The organism is Citricoccus sp. GCM10030269 (genome assembly GCF_042665635.1).
Lineage (GTDB): Bacteria > Actinomycetota > Actinomycetes > Actinomycetales > Micrococcaceae > Citricoccus.
This window is the reverse complement of the sequence record NZ_JBHTCV010000002.1, coordinates 733,224-759,445: the sequence shown is the minus strand read 5'-3', so window position 1 is coordinate 759,445 and position 26,222 is coordinate 733,224. Positions and strand designations below refer to the sequence as shown.

Sequence of the window (26,222 nt, the reverse complement as noted above, 5' to 3'; positions counted from 1 at the left end):
CCAGATGCGGGTTTAGCCAGCTGAGGGGGTAGGGAGAGCGGGTTAGGGGGTCCAGCCGCGAGACAGGAGGGCTTCTCTGGTCTTCCGAACCGCCGGTCGCCAGTCATCGCGGGCGTGCAGTGCGCTGAACCTCAGTTCGAGCCAGTCCGCTCGGTTCAGGCGTTCGTGGCGGGAAATGTCCCGTTGCACCTGTTCCGGTTCGGAGTGGTGGCGCCCTTCGTACTCCAGCGTGATCCGGTATTGCTCATACGTCAGATCGCCCTTGTGCAGCAGCTCTCCCGTCTCCGGATCGACAATCCACTCATTCACGGCCGGCTCGGGAAGGCCGTGGTCCACCAGAGCCAAGCGCAGCGCGGTTTCCCGGGGAGAATCCGAACCGACTCGGGCTCGATCCGCGGCACGCCGTGCTGTGCGGATTCCCGGTTTGCCGCGATGCCGCTCAAGGACGGCACGCAGTTGTTCCGGAGTGCTGAGGGCAGGGCGCTCCCAGTCACCACCCCAGACCGGATTGAACAACCAGTCTGCCCACAGCACCATGCGGAACTCGCTGGAACCATGGGCCAGGTCGAGCCATGTCCGGGACGGCGTCGTCACGGCAATCCCGTCCACCATGGTGGTTTCTTCCGGTAGTACCAGCCCGCGCCGACCTGTCATCCCCTTCACCCGACGACGGCGATCCCCGGCGATGGACAGCAGGTGCAGGTCCTGGGGCGGCTCGACGTCCGGAAAACCCCAGAGGAATGCCGCCGACTCATGGGAAGCGACATCCAACGCCGACCACGACATGGCTCCCAGCAACCCGCGATGCAGGGATGCCGCATCACGTTCACCGTGGCGAGGACCGTAGATGCCATGGAGATGGCGTTCGGATCTCGGGTTCTGCAGAGTTCTGCGGCTGGTGCCGAGCGCTCGAGCCTGAGCCAGCGTGACGATGTCCGGGGTGTCCATGCGCCCAGACTGACCGGTCTGGTCGGGTTAAAGGCGGGGCCGCCGTCGTCGTGGGGATAAACCGAGCACTGCTGTGACCTGTGGAAGACCCCACCCTCACCATCTAATGGTCAAAAGTGCCCCAACACGCCCGGGAATTCGCGCCAGAACGGTGCACTTTTGACCTCCAGATACAAGATCAGAGGGAGTAGAGGGTGATCGAGCTGGCCTCGATCGTGTCCTGGTTTCCTGGCGAGAACACCGCTCCACGGCGCAGCTCACCGTGCTGAGAGGTCGAGAGCAGCAGCGAGAACGATCGCAGAGCGACCCCGTGCTCGTCCGAGATACCCCGGAGCTCGTCCGCGACGGGCAACTGAAACGGCGTGGGTTCCAGACTGCCGTTGACCACAATCAGCCCGGTGCCGCGACCGCCGGGCACCCCGATCAGCAACTGCAGCAGACGACACTGGGAATCGCCCCAGTTCTCCTCGGTCATCGGGTGACCGGAGTCGTTGAACCACTTCAGATACCCCAAACCCCGTGCAGGATAGGAGTAGGGCTGACCGGCCAGGAATCTCTTGCGGACCGCGATCAGTTCTCGCGTGGTGGCCAGCAGTCGCTCCTGGCGACCGTCCAGATTCCAATCGGTCCAGGAAATCTCATTGTTCTGGCAATAGGCGTTGTTGTTGCCGCGCTGCGTCCGCCCAATCTCGTCCCCGGCGGTGATCATGGGGACCCCGAGCGAGAGCAACAAGGTGGCCATCAGATTGCGCTGGGTCTGGGCACGGGCATCAAGGACGTCATCGTCCTGAGTCAGTCCCTCGGCCCCGTGGTTGTAGGAACGGTTATTGGAGGTCCCGTCCCGGTTGTCTTCTCCGTTGGCCTCGTTGTGCTTTTCGTTGTAGGAGACGAGGTCGTTCAGGGTGAAGCCGTCGTGCGCGGTCACCAGATTCACGGACGCCAACGGGGATCGGCCGGAGGACTCGAACATCCCGGCGGAGCCGGCCAGGCAGTCGGCGAGACGGGCGGTGGAGCCTCCCTGGGAGCCGTGCTCGAGGGCGCCGCGATCGGCCACCCAGAAGTCCCGCACCACGTCCCGGAACCGGTCGTTCCAGTCGGACCACCCCGCGGGGAAGTGCCCGGTCTGCCATCCGCCCAGTCCCACGTCCCAGGGCTCGGCGATGAGTTTGGTCCCGGCGAGGACGGGATCCGCCTGCGCGGCCACGAGGAACGGATGCCGGTTGGTGAAGTGGTGCGCACCGTCGCGGCACATCGTCACGGCGAGGTCGAAACGGAAACCGTCGATCTGGAAGTCATTCACCCAGTGCCGCAGCGAATCCAGCGTCATCCGCACCACCTGCGGGTCATCGAAGTTCAGCGCGTTTCCGCAGCCGGTGGTGTCCACATACCGCCCCTCGGCGTCATGGCGGTAGTAGTGCCGATCGCCCAGACCACGCCAGCAGAAGGTGGGACCGCCCGGGCCCTCCTCGGCCGTGTGGTTGTAGACCACGTCCAGCAGGACCTCGATCCCGGCCTCGTGGAGGAGCTTGACCATGCCCTTGAACTCGTCCTGGATGGCCTGCGGTCCGCGAGCCTGTGCGGCTGCCGTGGCATAGCTCGGGTGCGGGGCAAAGAAGCTGACGGTGTTGTACCCCCAGTAGTTATCCAAGCCGAGCTGCCGCAGGTGGTTCTCGTCCCGGTGGTGGTGCACCGGCAACAGCTCGACGGCGGTGACACCCAGCTGGGTGAGGTACTCCAGCATCACGGGGTGGGCCAGTCCGGCGTAGGTGCCGCGCAGCTCCTCAGGAATCCCGGGGTGCAGCTTGGTCTGACCGATGACGTGGGCCTCGTAAACGATGGTGTCCCGCAACGGGGTGTGTGGCTTCTGCGCGCCGTTCCAGTCGAAGTCGCGACGGACCCGCGTGGACCAGTACCGCCCGCCCCGCTCGACTACGGCATCACCATACGGGTCGATCAGCAGTTGCGGCAGCGCCTTGCTCTTACCGGAGGTCTTCCGGCCGGTGCGGGAAACCCCGGAGATCCGCCGGTCACGGGCTACGAGCGCGTAGAGACTGCCATACCCCAGCCCGACGACGGTGCCGTGGTGAATATGGTCCGTCACGTCGAACAGCGGGGCCCGGTGCAGATCCTCGGCCGTCGGCACGGCATCCGCGGGGAAATCGGGGTCGGTGAACACCACGTCCAGTGCCTGCTGACCCGGAGCGTAGACGGCGAGGTTCACGGCCCCGGGCACGGATTCCACTCCGGGGACAGAGTCCGCGACGCCCAGCGGGAACGGCCGGGAACGGTGTCCGGTCCCGCGCTTCAGCTGCACCGGAATGGACCCGGTCGGCTGGGACGTGGCCGTCATCAGTCCTGTCCTTCCGGACCGTTCTCCTCGGCGGTTGCCAGTGGCCGGTCACCGCTGCGCAGCACCGAGATCTCGTACAGGGAGATGCCCACGGCCATGGACGCGTTCAGCGATTCGGTGCTGGAGGCGATCGGAATGGAGATGATCTGGTCACAGTTCTCGCGGACCAATCGGGACAGGCCCTTGCCCTCGGAACCGACCACGAGGCACACCGGGTCGGTGGCCAACGGCAGCCCGGGCAGAGTCTGCTCCCCGCCGCCGTCGAGCCCCAGGACGAACATCCCCAGCTTCTTGAACTCCTGCAGGGTGGTGTTCAGGTTGCCGGCCTGGGCCACGGGAACCCGCACGGCGGCACCGGCGGAGGTCTTCCACGCGGTCGCGGTCACGCCCACGGAGCGGCGCGAGGGGACCACCACGCCGTGCGCGGAGAACGCTGACGCCGAGCGGATGATGGCGCCCAGATTCCGCGGGTCGGTGATCCCATCCAGGGCGATGAACAGCGGCGGAGCAGTGGTGTAGCCCTTGACCCATTTCTCCATGGTCTCCGTGGCCAGATCCAGCGCGTCGGCGTAGTCGTACGGCGGCACCTGGAGAACGAGGCCCTGATGAACGGCGTCCTCGGTCATCCGGTCCAGTTCGGGCTTGCTGTTCTCCATCACGGGGATACCGCGTTCGGCAGCCATCGTCAGCGCGGCTCGGACCCGCTCGTCCATGTCGATCCGGCTGGCCACATGGAGGGCCTTCGCCGGAATGCTCGCACGCAGGGCCTCGACCACCGAGTTGCGCCCCGCGACGGTCTCGTCCGAATGCCGTGAGCGCGTGTTGCGGCCTCCTCCGCGCTTGGCGGAGGAGCGTTCGGAGAGCTGCTTGCTGCGGTGGGCCTTGTGGTAGACGCGGTCCTCGGCCTTGGGGGTGGGGCCCTTGCCTTCCAGCGACTTCCGACCGTGGCCACCGGTTCCCTTCAGGGGCCCCTTCTTGCCGCGGTTTCCCCGCGGGGAGGAGCCGGGGCGTGGTGCTGCGGCCATGTGGATGATGCCTCTCTGGCGTACGGGCGGGTCCTGGACCCGGTGCTGATGGTGCCCTTCGGACACCGGCCCCATTCTACGGCCCCGCGGCCACCACCCCGTCGGCGGCTTCCTCAGCGTCCCGCAGGACTACCGCAGGACTACTGCAGAGACCACCGGGCACCGTCGGGGGAATCCTCCACCACGACGCCGGCCGCAGCCAGCGTGTCCCGGATGCGGTCCGCGGTGGCCCAGTCGCGATCGGCCCGCGCGGCGGCGCGCGCCTTGAGTTGGGCCTGGATGAGAGCGTCGAGGGCGTGGTGGGCCGAGGAGTCCTCAGCGGAGCCCGGTTCCGGCACGTCCTCGAGCCCCAGCACATCGACCATGGCTTGGACGTCGGCATAGTGCTGCTCTACGTCGTCCACGTCTCCGGCAGCCAGGGCGCTGTTGCCTGCGCGCACCGAGTCGTGGAGCACGGCGAGGGCTTGGGGCACGTTGAGATCGTCCTCCATGGCCGCGCGGAAGGCGGTGGGGACGCTGCTGAACTGGGCGACGTAGACGGCCTCGGGCGCACTCTCTCCACCCAGGGCCCGTGCCACGGAGCCGGTGTCCTCGCGTTGGAGCTGCAGGTCCGCGACCACATCTGCACCCCGCTCCAGGAAGGCCTCGATCCGATCGACGGCCGCCTCCGCCTCTTCCAGCGAGGTGGGGCGGTAGTCCAACTGGGACCGATAGTGCGCCTGGCCGAGGAAATAGCGCACCGCTTTGGGCCGGGCCATGGCCAGCATCTCTTCGGGAGAGACGGTGTTGCCGACCGACTTGGACATCTTCTCGCCCTCGTAGGTGACCATGCCGTTGTGCATCCAGAAGTTGGCGAACCCGTCTCCGGCCGCCGCGGACTGGGCCAGCTCGTTCTCGTGGTGCGGGAAACGCAGGTCGAGTCCGCCACCGTGGATGTCGAAGCGTGAGCCCAGGTACTTGGTGGACATCGCCGAGCACTCCAGGTGCCAGCCCGGACGGCCACGGCCCCACGGTGATTCCCAGGCGGCGGTGTCAGGATCGCCGTCTTTGGCGCCCTTCCACAGCGCGAAGTCGCGCGGATCGCGCTTGCCCCGCGGGTCGGCGTCGGGAGCGTCCTTCATGTCCTCGAGCCGCTGGCGGGTGAGCTCCCCGTAGGTCGGCCAGGAGTTGACGTCGAAGTACACATCCCCGGAGCCGTCCGTGGCCGGGTAGGCGTGGCCGGCCTCGACGAGGCGCTGGATCAGGGCGAGCATCTCGGGGATGTGCCCGGTGGCACGAGGCTCGTAGGTGGGACGGCGCACGCCCAGTGCGGAATAGGCGCGGGTGAACTCCTGCTCGAAGCGATAGGCCAGCGCGAACCACGGCTCCTCGGCCGGGTAGAGATCGTTCTCCTCGAAGTCATCCGCGAAGGACGCCGCCGACTTCTCGAGGATCTTGTCGTCGATGTCCGTGACGTTGCGGATGCTCGTGACCTTCAGCCCGGTGTATTCGAGCCACCGGACGAGGATGTCGAAGGCGATGGCCGAGCGCACATGGCCGACGTGTGGCATGCCCTGCACCGTGGCACCGCAGCAGTAGAGCGAGACCTCGCCCTCGATCAGGGGGACGAAGTCCCGGACTGTCGCGGTTCTGGTGTCGTAAAAGCGCTGTGCCACGCAGTCGATCCTAGTCCAGCGCTGATGCAGGACCGGCGGCGGGACCGGTCACAAAAACCACGGCGGTCGCGACGGCGGCCAGCCCCTCGCCGCGGCCGGTGAGACCGAGACCGTCGGTCGTGGTGCCGGACACCGAGACCGCGGCCCCCGCCGCCTCACTCAGCGCCTTCTCCGCTTCGGAGCGGCGGCGGCCGATCTTGGGCCGGTTGCCGATGAGCTGGACGGCGACGTTGCCGATCTCGAAACCGGCTTCCCGGACCAGGCGGGCCGCCTCCGCCAGCAGATCGGTGCCCGAAGCGCCGGCCCATTCGGGACGGGACGTGCCGAAGTGCAGCCCGAGATCCCCGATGCCGGCCGCGGAGAACAGGGCGTCACAGGCGGCGTGGGCCACCACGTCCCCGTCCGAGTGTCCGGTCAACCCGGGCTGCTCCGGCCACTCGAGCCCGGCGACCCAGCAGGCCCGCTCTTCTTCTGGGCCGGCGAACGCGTGGACGTCGGTGCCGATACCGGTCCGCGGCAGCATCGGCACCCAAGGCCCTGACGGCACCACGGGCGACGACGGCGACTCAGCTGGGGTCATCGGGAACTCTCCTCGGGTCGGTTGCTCTTCACCAGCGAGTCGGCCAGCAGCAGGTCCAGTCGCGTCGTGATCTTGAATCCGAGGGGGTCCCCCGGGACGACGACGACCTCGTGCCCGGCCGCTTCCATGGCCATCGCGTCGTCGGTCAACAGGGTCGCGTGGTCGCCGACTGTTGCGGCGGCATCGCGGTGCGCCGCCTCGAGGGCGTCCAGGTCGAAGCCTTGCGGCGTCTGGACGGCGCGCAGTTCCGAACGCGAAGGGGTCCCCGTCACGCGTTCGGGAACCGCGGTTCCCGTGGAGGGCACCAGCTCCACGGATTTGATGGTGTCGACCACGGGAAGTCCGGGCACGACGGCGGCCGCGCCACTCTCCAGCGCTGCCCACACTGTGCGGAAGACGGCCGGCGGCACGAACGGCCTGGCGGCGTCCTGCACGAGGACGGCGTGCCGATCGGCGGTCTCGCCGGCCAGCTCGCGGACGGCGGCCAGCCCGGCCCGCACAGAGTCGGCGCGCTCTGAGCCACCGGGAACGGCCTGCACGGTGAGGCCGGTGCGCAGCGCGAAGGCGTGGCAGACGTCTTTCAAGGCGGACGCGGCGTCCGGTTCGGAGGGGACGACGACGGCGATGCCGGTCACCTGCGGAGCGCCCGGTCCGGCAGTCTGCAGTGCCGCCGCGGCGACGGAATCGAGGCAATGTTCCAGCATGGTCCGGCCATCGCCGAGCGTGACCAGTGCCTTCGGCATCCCGGCCTGCAGGCGGGTTCCGGCTCCAGCGGCCACGATCAACACGGTGGCGCGCATAGTGACCTCAGGTGTTCCCACGGAATGAACGGTACTGCTGCCGGTATGGGCTTCGCGCGAAGAAGTCGTCCGAGCCCCGGCACGCCGTCAGGCGGCGAGCGTCTCGTCCAGGAGGTCTGCGGCGCCGTCTTCGGTGATCTTCTTGGCCAGGGCGAGCTCAGAGACCAGCACCTGACGGGCCTTGGCGAGCATGCGCTTCTCCCCCGCGGAGAGTCCACGGTCATGATCACGGCGCCAGAGGTCACGCACCACTTCCGCGACCTTGATGACATCACCGGACGCCAGTTTCTCCAGATTGGCCTTGTAGCGCCGGGACCAGTTGGTGGGCTCCTCGGTGAACTCGGCCTGAAGAACCTGGAAGACGTGCTCCAGTCCTTCGTTGTCCACGACGTCCCGCACGCCGACGAGGTCGACATTCTCCGCTGGCACTTCGATCGTCAGGTCGCCCTGCGCCACCTTCAGCTTGAGGTACATCTTTTCTTCACCTTTGACCGTGCGCATCTTGATCTCTTCGATCTTCGCCGCACCGTGGTGGGGGTAGACGACTGTTTCTCCGACCTCAAATACCATGTGAATGGACCCCTTTCCCTCCGCTTGAGTTTACCACGTCACATTTTCAGCACCCGTGTCGTTCCTTGCACCCGGGACGGGAAACGACATAATTCGCCCTTGCTGATGTACGTCTCACGCTCGTCAGAACCGGAGCCGAGCGCGGTCGATACGGTAACCTCGAGTCAGCACCGCGCCGTGCGACCACCAGTGTCCGCCCACCGGTCGATCACGGTGCGCACTTGTTCGCATCCGAGGAGAATCCACGTGAAGTTCGCCGCTTCCCAGGCCACCGCCCGCAACGCCGCTGTGGCCGGCCTGGCCGCCGTCGCCCTGTTGGGGGCCACCGGCTGCAGCGCCATCAACCAGCAGGCCACGACCATGCAGTACTCGCCGTCCGACGGCATCGTGGCCGACGTCGGCGACGCGCAGTTGCGCAACGTTGCCCTGGTGACCAGTGCACCCGATGCGGAGGCGCGCTACATCGGCAGCCTGGCCTCTGCGTCCGGCGAGCCGCTCGATCTCACCATCACCGTGAACGGCACGCAGACGCGGTTCAACGTGCCCGGTGACCGGTCCCTCCAGCTTGAGGACCCCGCGAACGAACAGATCATCCCGGATGCGGGCGTGCGGCCCGGCGAAATCGTGGACGCGACCGTGGAGGTGGACGGCACCTCCGAGACCGTGGGCATCACGGTGCTGAACGGCACTCTTCCGGAGTACCGCCCCTTCGTTCCCGGCGGCGCCGACCCCAGCGTGGGCGCACACCTCGAGGAATCGGCGGCTCCGGAAGAGGGCGGTCACTGAGCGCCGGTTTACGGCTCGAACTTGTAGCCGAGACCGCGGACCGTCACCAGGTACCGCGGGTTCGACGGATCGGGTTCGATCTTGCCCCGCAGGCGCTTGATGTGCACGTCAAGGGTCTTGGTATCTCCCACGTAGTCCGAGCCCCAGACCCGGTCGATGAGCTGTCCGCGCGTGAGCACGCGGCCGGAGTTGCGCAGCAGCATCTCGAGTAGCTCGAACTCCTTCAGCGGCAGGGACACCTGTTCCCCGCTGACCGAGACCACGTGTCGTTCGATGTCCATCCGCACCGGGCCGGCCTGCACGGTGGAGCTGATCAACTCCTCGGGCTCCCCCTGGCGGCGCAGGACGGCACGGACGCGGGCCACGAGTTCCCGGGAGGAATAGGGCTTGGTGACGTAGTCGTCGGCGCCGAGTTCCAGGCCGACGACCTTGTCGATCTCGGCGTCCTTGGCGGTCAGCATGATGACCGGCACGTTGGAGCGTTGGCGAAGCTGGCGGCAGACCTCGGTCCCGGACTGCCCCGGAAGCATGAGGTCCAGCAGCACCAGGTCTGCCCCGGCCCGGTCGAACTCCATCACGGCGGTGTTGCCATCGGCCACCACTTCTACCTCGAAGCCCTCCTTCCCCAGCAGATAGGACAACGGGTCGCTGAACGACTCCTCGTCCTCCACGATCAGAATGCGGCTCATGATGGGGTTCCTTCCTCGCCTGCCGGGGCGCTGGCGCCCCGCTGGTTCACTGAGTTCCCGTGCTGTTGATCAGCATCGGACTGTTCCATCTGGGGCAATCGAACCGTGAACGTGGAGCCCCGGCCCAGTTGGGACCAGACCGTCACCTCCCCGCCATGGTTCGAGATCACGTGTTTGACGATCGAGAGACCGAGTCCGGTGCCGCCCGTCTGACGGGACCGGGCGGCGTCGATCCGGTAGAACCGTTCGAAGATCCGGTCCTGTTCGTCTTCGGGGATGCCGACCCCCTGGTCGGTCACCGAGACTTGCGCCAGACCGCGCACCGACTTCAGCCCGACGCCGACGGTGGTGCCGTCCGGCGAATACCGCACCGCGTTGTCGATGAGGTTGCGCAGGGCCGTCATCAGCTGATCAGGATCACCGTGGACGGTCGAGTCGACGTGCCCGGCCACCCTGATGGTGATCTGCCGGGCTTCGGCCTGCATCCGAGAGCGGTCCACGGCCTCGTTGACCATCGTGTTCAGGTCCACGGACTGACCGGCCCGGACGGTGTCCTTGCCCTGGAGCCGGGAGAGCTCGATGATGTCCTGGACCAGGGCGGCCAGCCGCGTGGACTCGATGCTGAGCCGACCGGCGAACCGGCGCACGGCGTCCTCGTCGTCCGCGGCGTCGTCGATGGCCTCGGCCAACAGCGAGATGGCGCCCACCGGCGTCTTCAGTTCGTGGGAGACGTTGGCCACGAAGTCATGCCGCATCGCCTCGGTCCGAGAAATCTCGGTGCGGTCGTCGGCCAGCAACAGGATGTATTCGTCGGCTAAGGGGGCGATGCGCAGTTGTACCACCAGCGTCCCCTGTCCCAACGGGCCCCGGGGCAGTTCGTACTTCCGATCGACGATGATCCCGTCCGAGCGCACGCGATCCGTCAGGGCCAGCAGGTCCTCTCGAGCCAGATGGTGGCCCCGAACCAGGCCGAATGCGTACGCGGAGGGGTTGGCACGGACCACGCCGTTGACGGCGTCGACGAGGACGTAGGCCCTCCCGATGACGGAGAGCACTTCGGCCGCCCCGGCCGGGACCGAGGGCTCATCCACGGACAGGTGTACCGCACGGCTACGCTCAGAGGCCCGGAATGCCAGCATGGCCAGCACGCCGAGCACCAAGCCGATGAGGCCGCACACCACTCCCACGACTACCGGATCAGTCACGCTGTCCAGAGTACCCATCACGTGGAAGACCGATGGCAGGTGTCACCGCACTATGACAGGGGCAGAGCCCGGGAACCACGCGAAAAGCGGACCGATCCGTGCGTCCGCGGCTTCCACGGCATAATGTGCACAGGGAAGTTCCTGTGGTTCAGTTCGCGTTCATCTTGCCCCGTCAAGATAACTGCGGATCCGTGCCTATGACCCATCCGGGTCCTATGCCGCCCGACCACAGGGGCGAACACACCAACCAGCGGATCGAGGGACGAAACCATGCGTGAACTTTTCCAGGCCGACATGAAGTCTTTGGGCGACCAGCTGGTCGAAATCGCCGGTTTGGTACACGAGGCGATGAGCCAGGCCCGGGATGCCTTCGAGAATGCGGACGTCGAACTGGCCGAGGCCGTGATCACCAACGACGCGCGCATCGACTACCTGCAGACGGCCCTCGACGAGAAGGCCATTGAGCTGCTGGCCCTGCAGGGTCCCGTCGCCGCCGACCTGCGCACCGTCGTCGCCGCCTTGCGCATGAGCTCCTCACTGGAGCGCATGGGCGACCTGGCCCGCCACATCGCCCAACTGGCCCGCCGCCGTTTCCCGGACCTGGTGGTTCCCGAGTTGGCCCGTGAGGATTTCCGGCAGATGGCCGATCACGCCGTCACCGTGTCCGGCGAGGTGGAGCAGCTGCTCACCACCCGCGATCTGCAGCACGCCTCGACGATCGCCAAGCTGAACGCATCGATCAACGAACTGCACGCCAAGAACTTCGCCACGGTCTCCCTGCCGGAGTGGAACGCCCCAGCCGCGACGGCGGTCGACGTCGCCCTGGCCTCCCGGTTCCTGGAGCGCTTCGCCGACCACGGAGTGTCGGTGGCCCGGAAGGTGACCTACCTGATGACCGGCGAGTGGGAGCCGGTCATCGCCGCCGACTGATCAGCCGACCGGTCTCAGCGGCTGCCCTGGTTCGCCACGGCAGCCGCGCCGGCGGCAGCGGCCTCCGGATCGAGATAGCGCCCACTGGGCGTGAGTGGCTTCAGGTTCTCGTCGAGCTCGTAGTAGAGCGGGATACCCGTGGGGATGTTCAGCCCGGCGATGGCCTCGTCGGAGATGCCGTCCAGGTGCTTGACGAGGGCCCGCAGCGAGTTGCCGTGCGCGGCGATCAGCACGGTCTTGCCGGCGGTCAGGTCCGGAACGATCTCGGACTCCCAGTACGGCAACATCCGCTCGACGACGTCCTTGAGGCACTCGGTGCGCGGAATCTCGCCGTCGAGGTCGGCATACCGCGGGTCTCCGGCCTGGGACCACTCTGAGGAGTCGTCCAGCGCGGGCGGCGGAGTGTCATAGGACCGGCGCCAGATCATGAACTGTTCCTCGCCGAACTCCTCACGGATCTCCGCTTTGTCCTTGCCCTGCAGTGCCCCGTAGTGACGTTCGTTCAAGCGCCAGTTGCGCTTGACCGGCACCCATTCGCGGTCGGCGGCCTCCAACGCCAGATTCGCGGTGGTGATCGCCCGCTTCAGCACGGACGTGTGGAGAACATCCGGCAACAGGCCCTCGGCGGCCAGCAACTCACCGCCACGGACCGCTTCCTCGCGGCCCTTGGCAGTCAGGGGAACATCCACCCAACCGGTGAACAGGTTCTTCTGGTTCCAGTCGCTCTGGCCGTGCCGCAGCAGGACGAGCTTGTAGGGAGTTTCAGCCATGCCGACCATTCTATCGGGGCGAAACCCGCCGATTCGCGGGTGGCTCGGGCATGTCCGGATCAGCCCTGAACAGGAGCCGCGATCAGTAACCGTAGGGCGCGGAACCACCGCGGCCGAACAGCTTCATCTCACCGCGGGGCCCGGCCAGGTACACGGCGGCCACGCAGAGAGCGGCAATCTGGAACAGGCTGAAACCGGCGCCGAGGCTGTTCAAGGAGCTGAGCAGCGTCAACAGAGCCACCGCGGCAGCCACGGCGGTGAGGATCAGCCAGAAGGACTTCGGGCGCTGACCGGCGCGTTCGAACTGGTCCTTGGATCGGGTGAGGCAGTCGCCCAGGGCCCAGACGGCGAGCACCACTGACACCAAGGACAGGGCGATGTACAGCCAGTTCTCGATGGTCAGGACCAGGAACCAGGAATTCATGGGCTCAGCCTACCGGGATTGATCTTCCCGGCCACCCACGGCGCGCAGCCCGGCGACCAGGTCATCCCACAGATCGTCCACGTGCTCGATGCCGACGCTCAGCCGCAGCAGGCCCTCAGGAACTGAGAGCGGCTCACCATCGAAACGCCGGCGCCGTTCGATCAGTGACTCCACACCACCCAGTGACGTGGCCGGGACCCAGTGCCGCAAGTTCTGCACCACGGCGTCGGCCGCGTCGGCAGCGGCCACACCAGAGGAGCCCGATCCCTCCGGCGCGGCGATCTCCAGGGTGAGCACGGCACCGAAGCCGCCCTGCATCTGCCGTGCCGCCAACCGGTGCTGCGGATGCTCGGGTAGGCCCGGATAGCGCACCGCAGCGATCGGCAGGCTGCCCTCGCGTCGAGCCGCCTCCGCGCGTCGGGCCAGTTCGGCGGCATTGTCCTGTGAGCGTTCTAGGCGCAGAGCGAGCGTACGCATACCGCGCAGGGCCAGGAATGCTTCCATCGGCCCGGCAATGGCCCCATGGAGCGTGCGGTGGGCGTGCAGACGCTGGTGAAGCCCCGCGTCGGAGGTCACAGCCGCTCCCAACACCACATCCGAATGCCCCGCCAGGTACTTCGTCACCGAATGGACCACGACGTCGGCCCCCAGTTCCAGCGGGCGCTGCACCAGAGGCGTGGCGAAGGTGTTGTCCACCACCACGAGGGCCCCAACGGCGTGCGCGGCCTCGGTCAGTGCGGACAGATCGGCGACCTCGAGCATGGGGTTCGTGGGGGATTCGAGCCAGAGGATATTCGCCGGCCGGGTCTGGGTGGCCAGTTGCGTGACGGACTCCGCGACTCCGCCGGCCGCGCCGGGCGAACCGTCAGCGTCCAGTTCAGAGCCCTGCAGTGCCCGGACGACCGCATCCTGGTCGGTGATGTCCACTCGGTCCAGCACCAGCCGGCCGCTCTCCTGGAGGGACCCCAGTAGCGACAGCATGCCCTGATAGGCGTGTTGCGGCGCGACGACGCGTCCGCCGTTGGGCGCCAATTGCAGGGCCGCAGTGATGGCCGCCATCCCGGAGGAGAACAGCAGAGCCGGCCGTTCTGCCGGATCCTCGACCCCTTCCAGAGCGGCGAGGAGTTCCTCGGGGCCGTCCCAGGTGGGGTTAGACATGCGGCCGTACAGACGGCGCGGGGTGCCGCCGTCGGGTTCCCACCCCACGTAGGTGGAGGTGAAGTGCACCGGCTCGTTGACCGGTGCGTCCACCTCCTTGGCGGGGCGAGCGGCACTGACCAAGAGAGTTTCCGGATGCATGGGTGAAATCGTACTTCGGCACCAGGGGCGGGCTGGTGGATGATGTTCTGGTATGAAGACGGCGCCCGCGGGCCGCTAGGCTGGACCGGTGACCGACCAGGCTGCCAGCCCCCTTTCCCGCGAAGAACGTGCGCCAGGACTGTTCATCGCTCTCGAAGGCGGTGACGGTTCCGGAAAATCCACTCAGGCGCGCATGCTGGCTGAGCGATTGAGGGCCGAGGGTCACGATGTCTTGCTGACGCGCGAACCGGGCGGAACCGACGTCGGGGAACGGCTGCGGTCCTTGGTGCTCGATCCGGAGAACGCCCCGATCGATCCGGTCACGGAGGCGCTGGTCTTCGCTGCTTCGCGCTCGGCGCACGTGCGTCAACTGATTCGTCCGGCCCTGGCCGCCGGCCGCACCGTGGTGACGGATCGGTACGTGGATTCCTCCGTGGCGTATCAGGGTGCCGGCCGGGAGCTGGGGACCGAGACCATCGCCGACCTCAACACGTGGGCGACCGACGGCCTCCAGCCGGATCTGACCGTGCTGCTGGATGTGGACACCGCGACGGCGTCCACCCGCCGCGATGCGCGACAACAGGCCCCCGGAGGCCTCGGTCCGGATCGGATGGAGTCGGAGCCGGAAACGTTCCACCACCGCATTCGTCAGGCCTTCATGGACCGCGCCGCAGCTGCCCCCGAGCGTTATGCCGTGCTCGACGCCGGCCGGCCGGCCGAGGACCTTGCCGCCGACATCCTGGCCGGGGTGCGATCCAGAGTGCGGTCCAGGGCGAACGGCACGCCGGAGGCCCGCCGATGACCGCCCTCGCCGATGCCGCACCCGCCTGGAGTGACCTCGCGGGTCAGCAGGCCGCCGTCGAGCAATTGTCCCGGGCCGCGGCCGCGGACAACCCGACACACGCCTGGTTGTTCACCGGTCCCCCGGGATCCGGACGGTCGAACGCCGCCCGAGCGTTCGCTCAGGCGCTGCAGTGCGAGGTCGAGGACCCAGCCCGCCGTGGCTGCGGGCACTGCGCAGCGTGTCTCACCGTGGCGGCCGGAACGCACGCGGATGTCAAGATCATGGCCACCGAGAACGTGACCTACAAGATCGACGAGATCCGCGAGCTGATCTCGGTGGCCCAGGACCGTCCCTCCAGTGGACGTTGGCGAATCTTCATTATCGAGGATGCCGACCGGATGACCGAGCGCGCCACGAACGTGCTGCTCAAGGCCATCGAGGAGCCACCGCCGCGGACCGTGTGGATGTTGTGCGCCCCCTCGCCGGCGGACGTGTTGGTGACCATCCGGTCCCGGTGCCGCCCCGTGGGACTGCGCATCCCCTCGGTCCAGTCAGTGGCTGACCTGCTGGTGGAACGGGACGGGCTGGACCCGGCGTTGGCGCTGTTCGCGGCGCGCGCCTCGCAGTCCCACGTGGGCATGGCCCGGCGGCTCGCTCGGGACGAGGGAGCCCGGCAACGCAGGGAATCGGTGGTGCATCTGCCCCTGCGGATTCAAGCCACCTCGGACGCGGTGGCCCTGGCCAAGGAGCTCGTGGAGGTCACCCAACAGGAGGCCAAGGCCTCGGCAGAGGTGCGCAACGCCGAAGAGAAGGCCGGACTGATGCGCGCGCTGGGCCTGGAGGAGAACGAGAAGGTCCCGGCCAAGCTACGCCATCACGTCAAGCGTCTGGAGGACAGTCAGTCGGCGCGCAATAAGCGCTCGGTGCATGACACTCTCGACCGGGCCATGATCGATCTGACCGGCGTGTTCCGGGATGTGCTCGCCCTGCAATTGGAGACGGGGGCCGACTTGATCAATGAGCACCTGCGCGATGAGCTGGCCTCCTACGCGCGGTCCGCCACCGCCGACAGGACGGTGGCCAGGATCGATGCCGTGGCCACGGCCCGTCACCGGCTGGCCGGCAACGTTCCGCCGTTGTTGGCGCTGGAGGCCATGACGACGAGCTTTCTTCCCGACCGCATCTTGGACCGTCGGCCGGCCGAACGGTCTTGACCGAGCAGCACCGCCCCTTGCCGGCCCCTGTCCCGAAAGGACCCTGCGTGCCACTGCACTCCGCCTTCTCTCCCCGATGGCCCGACCGGTGGCCCCTTCGCGCGTCCGGTGCGCTGCTCGCCGTACTCTTTCTCGCCGCCTGCACCCCGGCAAGCGACCCGGATGGTGCTGACGGCCAGACCCCGAGCGGTGGTGCCTCGCACTCCGGTCAATCCACCTCCGGCGACCCGGAGGCGGACGGCGAGCAGCCGACGTCGGGATCCCCGGCCGCTCCCGAGGCCGTGCCGGAGGGATTGGAGGACTTCTACGGACAACAGCCGAATTGGCAGTCCTGTGAGCAGGACGCGGGCGAGTTCCAGTGCGCCACGGTGGAGGCGCCCTTGGACTATGCCGACCCCACCGGCGAACGCATCGACCTGGCCCTGATCCGCACCGATGGCGCCGGGGACGGCGCTCCTCACCTGGTCCTGAACCCCGGAGGACCGGGAGCTTCCGGGGTGGACATGGTGGTGGATTCACTGGAGTTCGTGGTCTCCGATGAGGTGCGCGAGAACTACGCCGTCGTGGGATTCGACCCCCGGGGCGTGTCACGGTCAACACCGGTGACGTGTCTGCCCGACGAGGAGATGGACGCGGCCCGGGAGCAGAACATCGATCCCTCGACGGAGGAGGGCCTTCAACAAGCGCGCGATGCCGCCCAGGACTTCGCCGAGGCCTGCGATGAGAACACCGGGGACATCCTCGGGCATGTCGACACCGACACCGCTGCCCAGGACATGGACCTGATCCGGGGCGTGTTGGGTGATGAGCAGCTGAACTATCTCGGCTTCTCCTACGGCACGTCCCTGGGGGCATCCTACGCCGGCCAGTTCCCAGACAACGTCGGCCGCATGGTGCTCGACGGGGCGATGGACCCTTCCCTGGGCGAGTTCGACGTCACGCTCGGCCAAGCCACAGCGTTCGAGAAGGCCATCCGTTCCTGGGCCGACTACTGTCTGGCCACCACGGAGTGCCCCTTGTCCGGAACCGTAGAGAACGCGGTGGCACAGCTCCAGCGGCTCCTGACCCAGATCGAGGACTCCCCCATGACCTCCTCGGACGGACGCCAGGTACCGGCTTCGGCCTTCGTGGCCGGACTGATCACTCCGTTGTATTCGGACGAGAACTGGCCAATGCTCACCTCGGCGGTCCAGGACGCCATGAACGGCAATCCCGATCTGATGCTGTATCTCTCGGACCTGAACGCCGGCCGCGACGAAGACGGCACGTACACCTCGAACATCAACGACGCCTTCACCGCGATCAACTGTCTTGACTTCTCGTCAGCCTCCGACACGGAGACCCTGCGCAGCCAGGCTGCCGAATTGGAGGAGGCATCGCCAACCATCGGCCGATTCCTGGCCTACGGCGGAGTGAACTGCGCTGACTGGCCCGAGGAGCCCGTCGGCGAACCCGCACCGGCCAGCGCACCCGGCGCCGCACCCATCGTGGTGATCGGCACTCAAGGCGACCCGGCCACACCGTATGAGTGGGCGCCGGCCTTGGCTGAGCAGTTGGAGTCCGCCGTTCTGGTCACCTGGAACGGCCAGGGACACACGGCCTACGGCCGCGCCGGAGAATGCATCGGTGGCGCCGTGGACGAATACCTGATCGACGGCGTGGTGCCCGAGGACGGGCTCACCTGCAACTGAGCTCTGCAGGCGGACTCCAGCGGGGTCCTCGCATTATGAAGTGGGCGTTATGAGGCACGCGAGGCCGTGCCGCTCACCAGCGGCGGTACCTCGCGAATGGACGGAACCACCGCCGACGCACCGGCGCCACTGAAGGCAGCACTGTCGTCATAGCCGGTGAGGACACCGACCGTCAGCCCCGCACCGGCACGCTGTCCGGCCCGGATGTCACGCACGGTATCGCCGACCGCCATGACGGAGCGGACGTCGTCGAGGTCCAGGGCCAGCAAGGCGGTGAGGATCATGTCCGGGTACGGCGATCCGCGTCCAGCATCAGATGGGCACAGACTGAGGTCGGAGACGCCCATCCAGCCCAGCGATTCCAGGATCATGTTCTGGGTGTGCCGGGCGAACCCGGTGGTCAGAACGATTTTCATGCCGGCCTCGCGCAGCTCGGCGATGGCCTGGTCGGCCCCATCCATGGGTTTGACGCCACGTTCGGCCAGCAGGCGGTCGTAGGTCTTCTCGAAGATGTGGTTGGCGCGACGGGCCGCGACCGTGTCCTCGGCGAAAACGGCCCGGAAGATCTCGTGCCGAGAGGCGCCACGGGCCTCCTGGAAGTAGCCCAGCATGGCGTCATAACGGGAGGTGCCGGGTTCGACACCCTCTTGATGGATCGCGGCGATGAACGCCTCGTCCTGTAGGCCCCCCTCGTCTACCGTGGTTCCGGACAGATCGAGCACCGCGAGCTTCAGCGGACGCCGTGACCGGAAGCACTGGCCCGGGTCAGCGGTGGCAGGCATCGTCATAACAGTCCTCCCGTAGACGTGCCCTGGCGGGTGCCAGGCCTGATTCCATCGTCGGCCCATTTCACAGCCACGATCTGTCCTGCGGTTGGCCGCGAAGTGAACGCCAACTGTGGGTTCTCACCATGCGGAACGGCTTCGTTCCCGCGTGTGAGCAAAAGGGTACGACTCGCTTTGCCCGTCGGCCACTCGGACCGGTATCATGGACAGCCGTGGTACCCGCTGGCGGGTGCGCATATGCCTCCTTAGCTCAGTTGGCCAGAGCGGCTCCCTCGTAAAGAGCAGGTCGCCGGTTCGAATCCGGCAGGGGGCTCCGAGAAACCTCCCTGATCAGGCGTCACGCCTGCGGGGAGGTTTTTTCGTTCCCGCTAGTTGAATGGCATGTGTTGAACCAGTTCAGTGACTTTCAACGTCCTGTGCTATAAGAGCGTCCACAGCGTCCATAGATCGCCGCCCGTCTCCGCTTTGGACAGCAGCCAGGATCTCTGCGTGCAGGCGAAACGACTCTTCCAGCCCAGCTGGATTCTTCGCGAGTTGGGCACGCCGACGTGCGACCGAGTCGTCCATGAGACCGCGCACCGCTCCGTACATGAATCGGAGCGACGGCTCTCCGCTGGCCTCAAACAAGGCGGCGTGAAAATCAACGTCAGCGCGAGTCTTCTCGTCCGGGGACTCCGCGACTCGAATCGCCTGCAACGCGGCGTGCATTGAGGCCAAGGCGGATTCGTCCGGGCGACGCGTCGCTGCGAGGGCCGCCTGGCGTTCGAGCGCAACACGTACCGGCCGGAACGAGATTTCGTCGTCCAGCTCCATGCCACTGAGACCAATGCGCATGGCATCGGAGACGTCCTCCGGTTGCATGGTTCGAGTGAAGGAGCCCCCCGTTCCTCGTCGCTCGAGAAGCCCGACCGATTCCAGAGTGCGCAAACGTGTACGCAATGCCGGCCGTGAGACGCCCCACTCTCGTTCCAATTCTCGCTCGGACGGAAATTTCGACCCTAAAGGCAGCGATTTCACCAGGCTGAGCAGCCTCACTGCCAAAGAGTCAAGCCCATGTGGCTTGGACACATCGGACACAGCGCCTCCGTTACCTAGGTCGTCTTCCGATGACCACAGTAAATCCCACCTCGGGCGCAACTTCGCAGTACTCGGGTGATCGGAACGAGTCTTCAAGAGCGTGAAACGGCAGTCTCAACCTGGCAACCAACTGGTAACACCAGTCTGCTCGGCGTGAAACATCCGCCTGCGAGTGTGGGCTATTAGCCGCGGGAGGCGCGGCACCTTCGGACCCCATCGGAGATCTCATGACCCATAAACTCGTGGCCGAGAACGTCGGGCATACCTTTCAGGTAAAGGGCGAGTCCGTCGTCGCGATGCAGAACATGAGCTTCCACGCGAGAGAGCAAGAGTTCGTCACATTTGTCGGCCCCAGTGGCTCGGGAAAGTCCACGCTCTTCAATGTGCTCGCCGGCCTGCTCACCCCCAGCCGAGGCGATGTATTCGTCAATGGCGAAGCCATCACTGGCACGCCACATCCGGCCCTTGGCTATGTACTGCAAAAAGACCTGCTGTTGCCATGGCGCACCCTCATCGACAATGTCGTGCTCGGCCTCGAAGTCCGGGGTGTACCTAAACGCGAAGCTTATGAACGTGCCCGCCCCTTATTCGCTCGCTATCGCCTAGAGGGGTTTGAAGACCAGTATCCGCACAGTCTTTCGGGCGGCATGCGCCAACGGGCGGCACTTATGCGCACCCTGGTCCTGGACCCTGAAGTCGTCCTGATGGATGAGGCGTACAAGGCCTTGGACTATCCACTGAAGATCGAGCTGGAAAGTGATCTGCTGGCGACTGTCAAGAGCCTCCACAAAACGGTCGTTTTCGTGACGCACGACATCGAAGAAGCCGTCACGCTCTCCGACCGCGTCTATGTACTCAAAGCGCGGCCCGGGGAAATCGTCAAGGAGATCACCGTGGACCTCGGCATCGACAGCACTGACGTCGCCGAGCGACGCACATCACCACGCTTCAACGACTACTACGAACAGATCTGGCGCAGTATCGCGGATGGCAATTACTCGCGTTCGAACGGCAAGTCAGGAGTCGCAGCATGACCACGGTCGCTGAACCTCACACGGTCACCGCCGCTACCAACGCGCCGCCCGCCAGAGTGTCCCCACGGCGGCTGGACCAACGGCACTCCGTCATCGTTGGTGCTCAACTGGCGATACTCATCGTCACGCTCGCCCTGTGGGAGATACTTGCGCAGGCCGGTGTCGTCAGCACTTTCCTGTTCGCCAGTCCAACTCTCATATGGCAGGCGCTAGTGCAGCAGGCAGGCGCGGGCACGCTCGTCAGTGATTTTCTCCTCACCATGCAGGAAACTGTGTTCGGCTTTCTTCTCGGTGCAGTCGGTGGATCGTTGCTCGGATTGGTGCTCTGGTATTCCCGAGTGGTCGCCCGTGTTTCTGCACCCTATATAGCGGCCATTGGCGCCATTCCGGTCCTCGCCGTAGCGCCACTGATCATTATCTGGTTTGGCACGGGCATGCTGTCGAAGGTAGTTATTGTCGCCTTCTCCTGCGTCGTCGTATCGCTGACGAACGCTTACCGCGGAGCACTCGATGTCGACCAAGACGAACTTAACCTGATGCGGTCGTTTGGTGCGTCCCGGCATCAAATCTTCACCAAGGTTGTGGTGCCGTCCTCAATGACGTGGGTGGTTTCCGGACTGAAGCTCAACGTCGGTCTGGCTGTCATCGGTGCCATCGTCGGCGAGTACATTTCGTCGTCTGCCGGAATCGGCCACTCGATCCAAGTCGCCAGCGCTAATTTCTCGATCGCGCGCGTCATGGCCGGGCTCGTCATGGTCGTGGTTCTTGTCGCACTGTTGCAGCTCGCCATGTATGTCATCGAACGCCTGCTTCTGCCATGGAAGCGTCGCTAATTCACACTCCATCCTGCTTCTGAAAGGCATTCCCATGCAACAAAAATCCACTCGTCCGCTCTTGGCGACCGTCGGCTTAGCGATCGCCACCATGCTTGCCGGCTGCGGAACCGGTGCAAGTGCTGGCGGCTCTGACGGATCCGGAGATACCCAGACCGTCCGAATCAGTCAGGCCTTTCAGTCGCTGCTCTACCTACCGCTCTATGTCGCTGATGATCAAGGCTTCTTCGAGGGTGTAGACGTTGAAATTCAAACGGGCGGGGGCGGACAGCAGTCTTGGGCTTCAGTGCTTGGCGGCTCAGCGGATTTTTCCATTCATGACCCAGTTTTCGGTGCTATTTCGAAAGCAGAAGGCGGTCCCGGCATCGCTGTCGCATCCGTTCAGAATGCCCCCTCCGTGTGGATGGTGGGTAGCGATACCGACGACTTGCAGGACGACATCAGCCAAGTCGCAGGCAGTTCAATAGCCACGATGCCGGAGCCGGACACCACCTGGGCTTTCATGAATTACCTCTTGCAAGAGAATGGGCTCTCAGCCAGCGATGTCGAGATCGTTCCGACGAGTATCGGCAACGAGATGGCTCCGCTGTTGTCGGGCCAAACCGATTACGCCCTTGGCACTGAGCCGCAGATCAGCCAAGTCGAGGCCGAGGGCATGCACGCCGTCTATGCGTTCCCAGAGAATCCTGATTGGTATCCCTATGCGTTTTCTTCGCTCATGACAACCGAGGCCTTCGCCGAGCAGAACCCTGAGGCAACTCAGGCTGTGGTCGACGGATTCGAACTTGCTTCTCGATTCATTTACGAACACCCGGACGAATCGGCTGATATTGCTAAGAAGGCCTTCCCCGATCTGGATGAATCCGTTGTTGAAGCAGCTGTCGCTCGGCAGATCGATGTTCTCGGCTACCCCGAGACGGTGGAGATCACCAAGAAAGCGTGGGCGAACGTTATGCGTGTTTCTGACTTCGTCGGGATCGTCGACAAAGATGCCGAATCGAGTGCCTTTGAAGCTGTCGTCGACAACAGCTTCGCCGAGAAGGCAAAGGAGAACGTCGATGCCCAGGAGTGAGTTCAAATCAGCGTATGTTTCGGAGGGTGAAGGGATCGATCAGTACGAGCAGCTTTCCAACGTAGCCGACCGTCTATCGGCCGGCGAGATCACCTCAGTCGAACTCGTCGAACAGACGCTTGCCCGCATCGAACGGCTCGACGGCACACTGGGTAGTTATAGCTTCGTAGACGCAGAGGGCGCTTTGAGCACTGCTGCGGAACTCGACGCACGGCGCGGAGAAGAGAACGGGCCACTGTACGGAGTTCCCATCGCAGTCAAGGACATCTACGAGGTGAAAGGGTGGCCAGCAGCCCACGGGATGCCGAGTCGAGTCGGCCAGGTCTCTGTCCACACCGCGACTGTAGTGAAACGCCTTCAAGCCGCAGGCGCGATTATCTTAGGGAAAGTCCATACCACAGAAGGCGTGTATGCCGAGCACACCGATCCCTTCCGGGCTCCGCTCAATCCGTGGGACGGTTCCCGTTGGTCCGGGGTCTCTTCCAGCGGCAGTGGAGTCTCCACGGCGGCTGGGCTCTGTTACGGCGCTCTAGCTTCGGACACCGGCGGTTCGATCCGCATGCCGGCATCGGCCAACGGACTGACCGGCATCAAACCCACGTGGGGCCGCGTCAGTAGAGCCAATGTCTTTGAGCTGGCCGCGACTCTTGATCATGTGGGTACGCTGACGCGGTCAGTCATGGACGGCGCCCTCATGCTTGCCGCTATTGCCGGACGTGACGAGGCCGACCCGACTTCCAGCTTGTTTCCTGTCGACGATTACATCCGTGCAGTCACCGCGGGCGTTGATGGTTTGCGAGTCGGCATTGACCGATCCTGGGCTTATACCGATATCTCCGAAGACGTGCGAGTGGCCCTTGATCGGGCTCTCGCCATACTTGAATCTCTGGGTGCCACAATTGTCGACATCGCCTTCCCCGATTCGGAAGCCATCGTCGAGGACTGGTTCGACGTCTGTGGCGTGCAAACGGCACGCGCCCATGGCACTTGGTATGACGAGCACAAGAGCGATTATGGCGCAGCGCTGAGGGAAATTATTGAGCGTGGCCGTGCGCTCGACTCCACATCCTATGACGAACTGCTGCAGCGAAGAGCTCGTTTCATGGGCGAGGCCGAAGGTGTACTTGCTGCCGTGGACACCATGCTCGTCCCTGGGCTTCCGTTCGAGGCTCCCCCCGCAGCCGACATGGAGCGAATGGATGAGGAGACCGTCGCCCAAGTGCACCGCTATACGGTGCCTTTCACCATGTCTCAGTTGCCAACGGTCACCGTACCCGGCGGCTTCAGCGACCATGGCCTGCCGGTTTCTGTGCAGTTCGTCGGATCTAAATTCGACGAAGCGACGGTGTTGCGGGTTGCGGGCAGCTTCCAGTCAGTTACGGATTGGCACAAGCGACATCCGGCTCTTTGACCTGTTGAAACCTGCGAATGTACTGGACTAGGGCGGTCTCGGTGGACGAGGCTGCCCTAGGCTGTTTGGGACGTTCGAAACCAGCAGCGCCCAGGAACGGACCCACTACCGTGCGACTGTTCGACCCCCGTGACCGTAAGGACACCGACCACCTCGCCCGTGTCTACGCCGCCTTTGAAATTGTGCACACCGCCGTCGATTTCCTGGCCGCAGGTCTGTTCATCGTCGGCAGTTTCCTGTTCTTCTCGGAGTCCACCAAGACCGCCGGTATCTGGTGTTTCGTCGCAGGCTCCATCTGTTTCGCCCTGAAACCGACCATCCGTCTCACACGGGAGCTGCGCATGGCGTCAATGCGCAACGTTGAGGTGCTCGCACGGAAGGCCCCAGAGGCTCCGCCTCACCGTGAGCGCTCGTAACCGCCCAGCGGGAGCGCTCATCAGAGCTAGGAGCCTCGCGACGTCGGCGTCATCCGGGCGGCGGCCTCCTCCGCCTCTTCGACGGCGGCCACGACCTTCTCCGCCCGGCGCCCCACGGAGTCCAGCGAGGTCTGCCCGAGACGGAACATCGTCGCGGCCTGGGCGGTCGTCGCCAAGTCGTTGGCCGCACGGGAAAGGATCCGGTGCACCTCACTCGCGGCGCCCGGAATCTCCATCCCCTGACCCGGATGCTCACGGTGAGCCGTCATGCACAGTTTCCGCACCCGCGGCATCAGGTCCGCCAGGACGTTGCCGGCGTGAGCCAGCCCATTGAGCTGGTCCTGCGGAATGGTGCCGTCCTTGCCGGCCTCCTCCACGACCTGCCAATACCGGTCCAGAGAACGGTGGAACCAATCATGACCGCGCCGCCACAGGCCGTTGCCCAGTTCCTGATCGTCCCTCTTGGCCTGGCGCCGACGGGCGAAGGGACCAGCTCTCACCGCGTCACCCCGACGGGCTCCGGATGGGCGTCGTCCGTCACGAGCAGCACCTTTCCGGTGCGGTCGGGCTCCTCGAAGCGATCCTGGGCCTCGGCAGTCCGGTCCAGCGGGAACGTGGCATCCGTGGTGGTGCGAATCTGGCCGGAGGCGATCATCGGCCAGACGTTCTCCTGCACCTGACGCATGATCTCGGTCTTCTCCTGAACCGGGCGGGGCCTCAAGGTGGTTCCGGTGATCCAGGCGTTCTTGCCCATCAGCTTGTTCAGCGGCACAGTCCCCTGCGTTCCGCCCTGCAGTCCGATGACCACGATCCGCCCGCCACGAGCCAACGCCTCGAGGTTCTTCTCGGCATACTTCGCCCCGATCACGTCGAGGACCACATCCGCCCCGTGACCGTCGGTGATCTCCTGCACCCGCTCCACGAAATCCTCGTCCCGGTGATTGATCGCCGCCTCAGCGCCGAGCTCCAGGCAGCGTTCGACCTTCTCCTGGCTGCCGGCTGTTGCCAGTGGACGCGCTCCCAACGCCTTCAGCAGTTGCAGGGCGAAGGAGCCGATGCCACCGGTGCCTCCGTGCACGAGGACCCAGTCCCCCTTTTTCACCCCGGCGTGCATCACCAGGTTCGACCAACAGGTGGCCGCGACCTCCGGCAAGCCGGCCGCCTCGGTGAGGGAGACGCCGTCGGGCACCGGAACCATCTGCCCGGCCGGGACCACCACGTACTCGGCGTAGCCGCCTCCGGCGAGCAGGGCGCAGACCGGGGTGCCGAACTCCCAGCCCACGACGCCGGCCCCGGTCTCCTCGATGGTCCCGGAGACTTCCAGCCCGGGAAGGTCGGAGGCCCCCGGCGGAACGGGATAGTTGCCCGAGCGCTGCAGCAGGTCGGCACGATTGATGCCGGCTGCGGCGACCTTGATCAGCACCTCGCCCTCGCCGGGAACCGGGATCGGGCGGTCCACCACCTCGACGACCTCGCGCCCACCGGCGCCCGCGTAGGAAGCGGCCCGCATGGTGGGAGTGTGCGTGACAGAGGTGGTGTGCTCAACGGACATTGGTCCTCCACAGTACTCGTGGTCGGCCGGCCGGCAACCGGATGGATCTGACCATGATCCCCTGTTCGAGGCACATCTCGCCAGCGAACGTTAGGCTGTGCAGGTCCTTTAGAATGGATCCTTCAGGATGGTTGTCCGAGCGGCCGAAGGAGCTGGTCTTGAAAACCAGTGTGCGGTAACCCCGTGCCAAGGGTTCGAATCCCTTACCATCCGCGTGAATAAAGGGAAGCGGCCCCGCTGAGTGGGGCCGCTTCCGCTTTTTCGGGGGCCGTTTAGGTCCGATTTGTGGCCGCACTGTGGCCGTCGGTCCTCGACGCCGCCT

26 protein-coding genes, 2 tRNA genes and 1 pseudogene are annotated in these 26,222 nt (G+C 65.6%); 12 read left to right on the top strand and 17 right to left on the bottom strand.

The window, feature by feature from the left end; genetic code table 11:
* Nucleotides 1-42: 42 nt before the first annotated feature.
* The 7 genes from ACFQQD_RS06575 to ACFQQD_RS06545 all read right to left on the bottom strand — a co-directional run bounded on the left by ACFQQD_RS06575 (nt 43) and on the right by ACFQQD_RS06545 (nt 7,928).
* The gene (locus ACFQQD_RS06575) at nt 43-948 is read right to left on the bottom strand and encodes a hypothetical protein (protein WP_378087461.1); all 906 of its coding nucleotides are present in this window, start codon (nt 946-948) and stop codon (nt 43-45) included.
* A 178-nt stretch (nt 949-1,126) separates the two neighbouring features.
* Nucleotides 1,127-3,298, bottom strand: a complete 2,172-nt coding sequence (gene glgX, locus ACFQQD_RS06570) for a glycogen debranching protein GlgX (RefSeq protein WP_378087459.1) — start codon at nt 3,296-3,298, stop codon at nt 1,127-1,129.
* Nucleotides 3,298-4,323 (bottom strand): 23S rRNA (guanosine(2251)-2'-O)-methyltransferase RlmB, encoded by a 1,026-nt coding sequence (rlmB, locus tag ACFQQD_RS06565; RefSeq protein WP_378087457.1) that lies wholly within the window; start codon nt 4,321-4,323, stop codon nt 3,298-3,300. Before rlmB ends, glgX begins: the two co-directional genes overlap by 1 nt.
* 140 nt (nt 4,324-4,463) lie before the next feature.
* On the bottom strand, nt 4,464-5,978 hold the full coding sequence (gene cysS, locus ACFQQD_RS06560; protein WP_378087455.1) for a cysteine--tRNA ligase: 1,515 nt from the start codon (nt 5,976-5,978) through the stop codon (nt 4,464-4,466).
* A gap of 10 nt (nt 5,979-5,988) precedes the next feature.
* Entirely contained in the window at nt 5,989-6,558 is a 570-nt protein-coding gene (gene ispF / locus ACFQQD_RS06555) for a 2-C-methyl-D-erythritol 2,4-cyclodiphosphate synthase (RefSeq protein ID WP_378087452.1), read from the bottom strand.
* Complete coding sequence (locus tag ACFQQD_RS06550) at nt 6,555-7,379, bottom strand: 2-C-methyl-D-erythritol 4-phosphate cytidylyltransferase (RefSeq protein ID WP_378087450.1); 825 nt, start codon at nt 7,377-7,379, stop codon at nt 6,555-6,557. The genes ispF and ACFQQD_RS06550 overlap by 4 nt, the downstream gene beginning before the upstream one ends.
* Before the next feature lie 66 nt (nt 7,380-7,445).
* A complete protein-coding gene (locus ACFQQD_RS06545; protein ID WP_378087448.1) occupies nt 7,446-7,928 on the bottom strand; it encodes a CarD family transcriptional regulator in 483 nt (160 codons plus the stop codon).
* 246 nt (nt 7,929-8,174) lie between these two features.
* On the opposite strand from ACFQQD_RS06545, the gene ACFQQD_RS06540 reads away from it, so the two are divergent.
* Nucleotides 8,175-8,714, top strand: coding sequence for a hypothetical protein (locus ACFQQD_RS06540; RefSeq protein WP_378087446.1), 540 nt, complete (start codon nt 8,175-8,177; stop codon nt 8,712-8,714).
* 8 nt (nt 8,715-8,722) lie between these two features.
* On the opposite strand, the gene ACFQQD_RS06535 is transcribed toward ACFQQD_RS06540, so the two are convergent.
* Nucleotides 8,723-9,403: a winged helix-turn-helix domain-containing protein gene (locus tag ACFQQD_RS06535; protein WP_378087444.1), complete on the bottom strand. Its 681-nt coding sequence runs from the start codon at nt 9,401-9,403 to the stop codon at nt 8,723-8,725.
* Nucleotides 9,400-10,542 (bottom strand): sensor histidine kinase, encoded by a 1,143-nt coding sequence (locus ACFQQD_RS06530; RefSeq protein WP_378087550.1) that lies wholly within the window; start codon nt 10,540-10,542, stop codon nt 9,400-9,402. Before ACFQQD_RS06530 ends, ACFQQD_RS06535 begins: the two co-directional genes overlap by 4 nt.
* A 336-nt stretch (nt 10,543-10,878) precedes the next feature.
* Between ACFQQD_RS06530 and phoU the strand changes: the two genes are divergently transcribed.
* A complete protein-coding gene (phoU, locus tag ACFQQD_RS06525) occupies nt 10,879-11,538 on the top strand; it encodes a phosphate signaling complex protein PhoU (RefSeq protein ID WP_378087442.1) in 660 nt (219 codons plus the stop codon).
* Nucleotides 11,539-11,552: 14 nt separating this feature from the next.
* Here phoU and ACFQQD_RS06520 read toward each other — a convergent pair whose 3' ends face one another.
* The 3 genes from ACFQQD_RS06520 to ACFQQD_RS06510 all read right to left on the bottom strand — a co-directional run bounded on the left by ACFQQD_RS06520 (nt 11,553) and on the right by ACFQQD_RS06510 (nt 14,031).
* Nucleotides 11,553-12,308 (bottom strand): phosphoglyceromutase, encoded by a 756-nt coding sequence (locus tag ACFQQD_RS06520; RefSeq protein ID WP_378087439.1) that lies wholly within the window; start codon nt 12,306-12,308, stop codon nt 11,553-11,555.
* A gap of 82 nt (nt 12,309-12,390) precedes the next feature.
* Complete coding sequence (locus tag ACFQQD_RS06515) at nt 12,391-12,732, bottom strand: DUF2516 family protein (protein ID WP_378087437.1); 342 nt, start codon at nt 12,730-12,732, stop codon at nt 12,391-12,393.
* A gap of 9 nt (nt 12,733-12,741) precedes the next feature.
* Nucleotides 12,742-14,031 carry a trans-sulfuration enzyme family protein gene (locus ACFQQD_RS06510; RefSeq protein WP_378087435.1) on the bottom strand — a complete coding sequence of 430 codons (1,290 nt, stop codon included), beginning with the start codon at nt 14,029-14,031 and terminating at the stop codon, nt 12,742-12,744.
* An 88-nt stretch (nt 14,032-14,119) separates the two neighbouring features.
* Between ACFQQD_RS06510 and tmk the strand changes: the two genes are divergently transcribed.
* The 3 genes from tmk to ACFQQD_RS06495 are packed head-to-tail and all read left to right on the top strand — an operon-like array spanning nt 14,120 to nt 17,720.
* Nucleotides 14,120-14,833, top strand: a complete 714-nt coding sequence (gene tmk / locus ACFQQD_RS06505) for a dTMP kinase (protein WP_378087433.1) — start codon at nt 14,120-14,122, stop codon at nt 14,831-14,833.
* Nucleotides 14,830-16,029 carry a DNA polymerase III subunit delta' gene (locus ACFQQD_RS06500; RefSeq protein WP_378087431.1) on the top strand — a complete coding sequence of 400 codons (1,200 nt, stop codon included), beginning with the start codon at nt 14,830-14,832 and terminating at the stop codon, nt 16,027-16,029. Before tmk ends, ACFQQD_RS06500 begins: the two co-directional genes overlap by 4 nt.
* 47 nt (nt 16,030-16,076) lie before the next feature.
* The gene (locus ACFQQD_RS06495) at nt 16,077-17,720 is read left to right on the top strand and encodes an alpha/beta hydrolase (protein ID WP_378087428.1); all 1,644 of its coding nucleotides are present in this window, start codon (nt 16,077-16,079) and stop codon (nt 17,718-17,720) included.
* Between the two features lie 47 nt (nt 17,721-17,767).
* Here ACFQQD_RS06495 and ACFQQD_RS06490 read toward each other — a convergent pair whose 3' ends face one another.
* Nucleotides 17,768-18,508: an HAD family hydrolase gene (locus ACFQQD_RS06490; RefSeq protein ID WP_378087425.1), complete on the bottom strand. Its 741-nt coding sequence runs from the start codon at nt 18,506-18,508 to the stop codon at nt 17,768-17,770.
* A 236-nt stretch (nt 18,509-18,744) separates the two neighbouring features.
* On the opposite strand from ACFQQD_RS06490, the gene ACFQQD_RS06485 reads away from it, so the two are divergent.
* A tRNA-Thr gene (locus ACFQQD_RS06485) sits at nt 18,745-18,818 on the top strand.
* An 83-nt stretch (nt 18,819-18,901) separates the two neighbouring features.
* On the opposite strand, the gene ACFQQD_RS06480 is transcribed toward ACFQQD_RS06485, so the two are convergent.
* Nucleotides 18,902-19,366 carry a FadR/GntR family transcriptional regulator gene (locus tag ACFQQD_RS06480; protein ID WP_378087548.1) on the bottom strand — a complete coding sequence of 155 codons (465 nt, stop codon included), beginning with the start codon at nt 19,364-19,366 and terminating at the stop codon, nt 18,902-18,904.
* Between the two features lie 21 nt (nt 19,367-19,387).
* Nucleotides 19,388-19,522 (bottom strand): annotated as a pseudogene (locus ACFQQD_RS06475) (GntR family transcriptional regulator); the annotation flags it as partial.
* Between the two features lie 287 nt (nt 19,523-19,809).
* Here ACFQQD_RS06475 and ACFQQD_RS06470 point away from each other — a divergent pair.
* From ACFQQD_RS06470 to ACFQQD_RS06450, 5 genes are all read left to right on the top strand, one after another.
* Nucleotides 19,810-20,616 carry an ABC transporter ATP-binding protein gene (locus ACFQQD_RS06470; protein ID WP_378087423.1) on the top strand — a complete coding sequence of 269 codons (807 nt, stop codon included), beginning with the start codon at nt 19,810-19,812 and terminating at the stop codon, nt 20,614-20,616.
* A complete protein-coding gene (locus ACFQQD_RS06465) occupies nt 20,613-21,449 on the top strand; it encodes an ABC transporter permease (RefSeq protein ID WP_378087421.1) in 837 nt (278 codons plus the stop codon). The genes ACFQQD_RS06470 and ACFQQD_RS06465 overlap by 4 nt, the downstream gene beginning before the upstream one ends.
* A 34-nt stretch (nt 21,450-21,483) precedes the next feature.
* Nucleotides 21,484-22,521, top strand: coding sequence for an ABC transporter substrate-binding protein (locus ACFQQD_RS06460; protein WP_378087419.1), 1,038 nt, complete (start codon nt 21,484-21,486; stop codon nt 22,519-22,521).
* The gene (locus ACFQQD_RS06455) at nt 22,508-23,932 is read left to right on the top strand and encodes an amidase (protein WP_378087417.1); all 1,425 of its coding nucleotides are present in this window, start codon (nt 22,508-22,510) and stop codon (nt 23,930-23,932) included. Before ACFQQD_RS06460 ends, ACFQQD_RS06455 begins: the two co-directional genes overlap by 14 nt.
* 110 nt (nt 23,933-24,042) lie before the next feature.
* Entirely contained in the window at nt 24,043-24,348 is a 306-nt protein-coding gene (locus ACFQQD_RS06450) for a YrhK family protein (RefSeq protein WP_378087415.1), read from the top strand.
* A gap of 26 nt (nt 24,349-24,374) precedes the next feature.
* Here the strand turns inward: ACFQQD_RS06450 and ACFQQD_RS06445 are convergent, their stop codons facing one another.
* Nucleotides 24,375-24,848: a hypothetical protein gene (locus ACFQQD_RS06445; protein ID WP_378087413.1), complete on the bottom strand. Its 474-nt coding sequence runs from the start codon at nt 24,846-24,848 to the stop codon at nt 24,375-24,377.
* A complete protein-coding gene (locus ACFQQD_RS06440) occupies nt 24,845-25,858 on the bottom strand; it encodes an NAD(P)H-quinone oxidoreductase (protein ID WP_378087546.1) in 1,014 nt (337 codons plus the stop codon). The genes ACFQQD_RS06445 and ACFQQD_RS06440 overlap by 4 nt, the downstream gene beginning before the upstream one ends.
* 167 nt (nt 25,859-26,025) lie before the next feature.
* Between ACFQQD_RS06440 and ACFQQD_RS06435 the strand changes: the two genes are divergently transcribed.
* Nucleotides 26,026-26,113 (top strand) — tRNA-Ser (locus ACFQQD_RS06435).
* Nucleotides 26,114-26,222 lie beyond the last annotated feature (109 nt).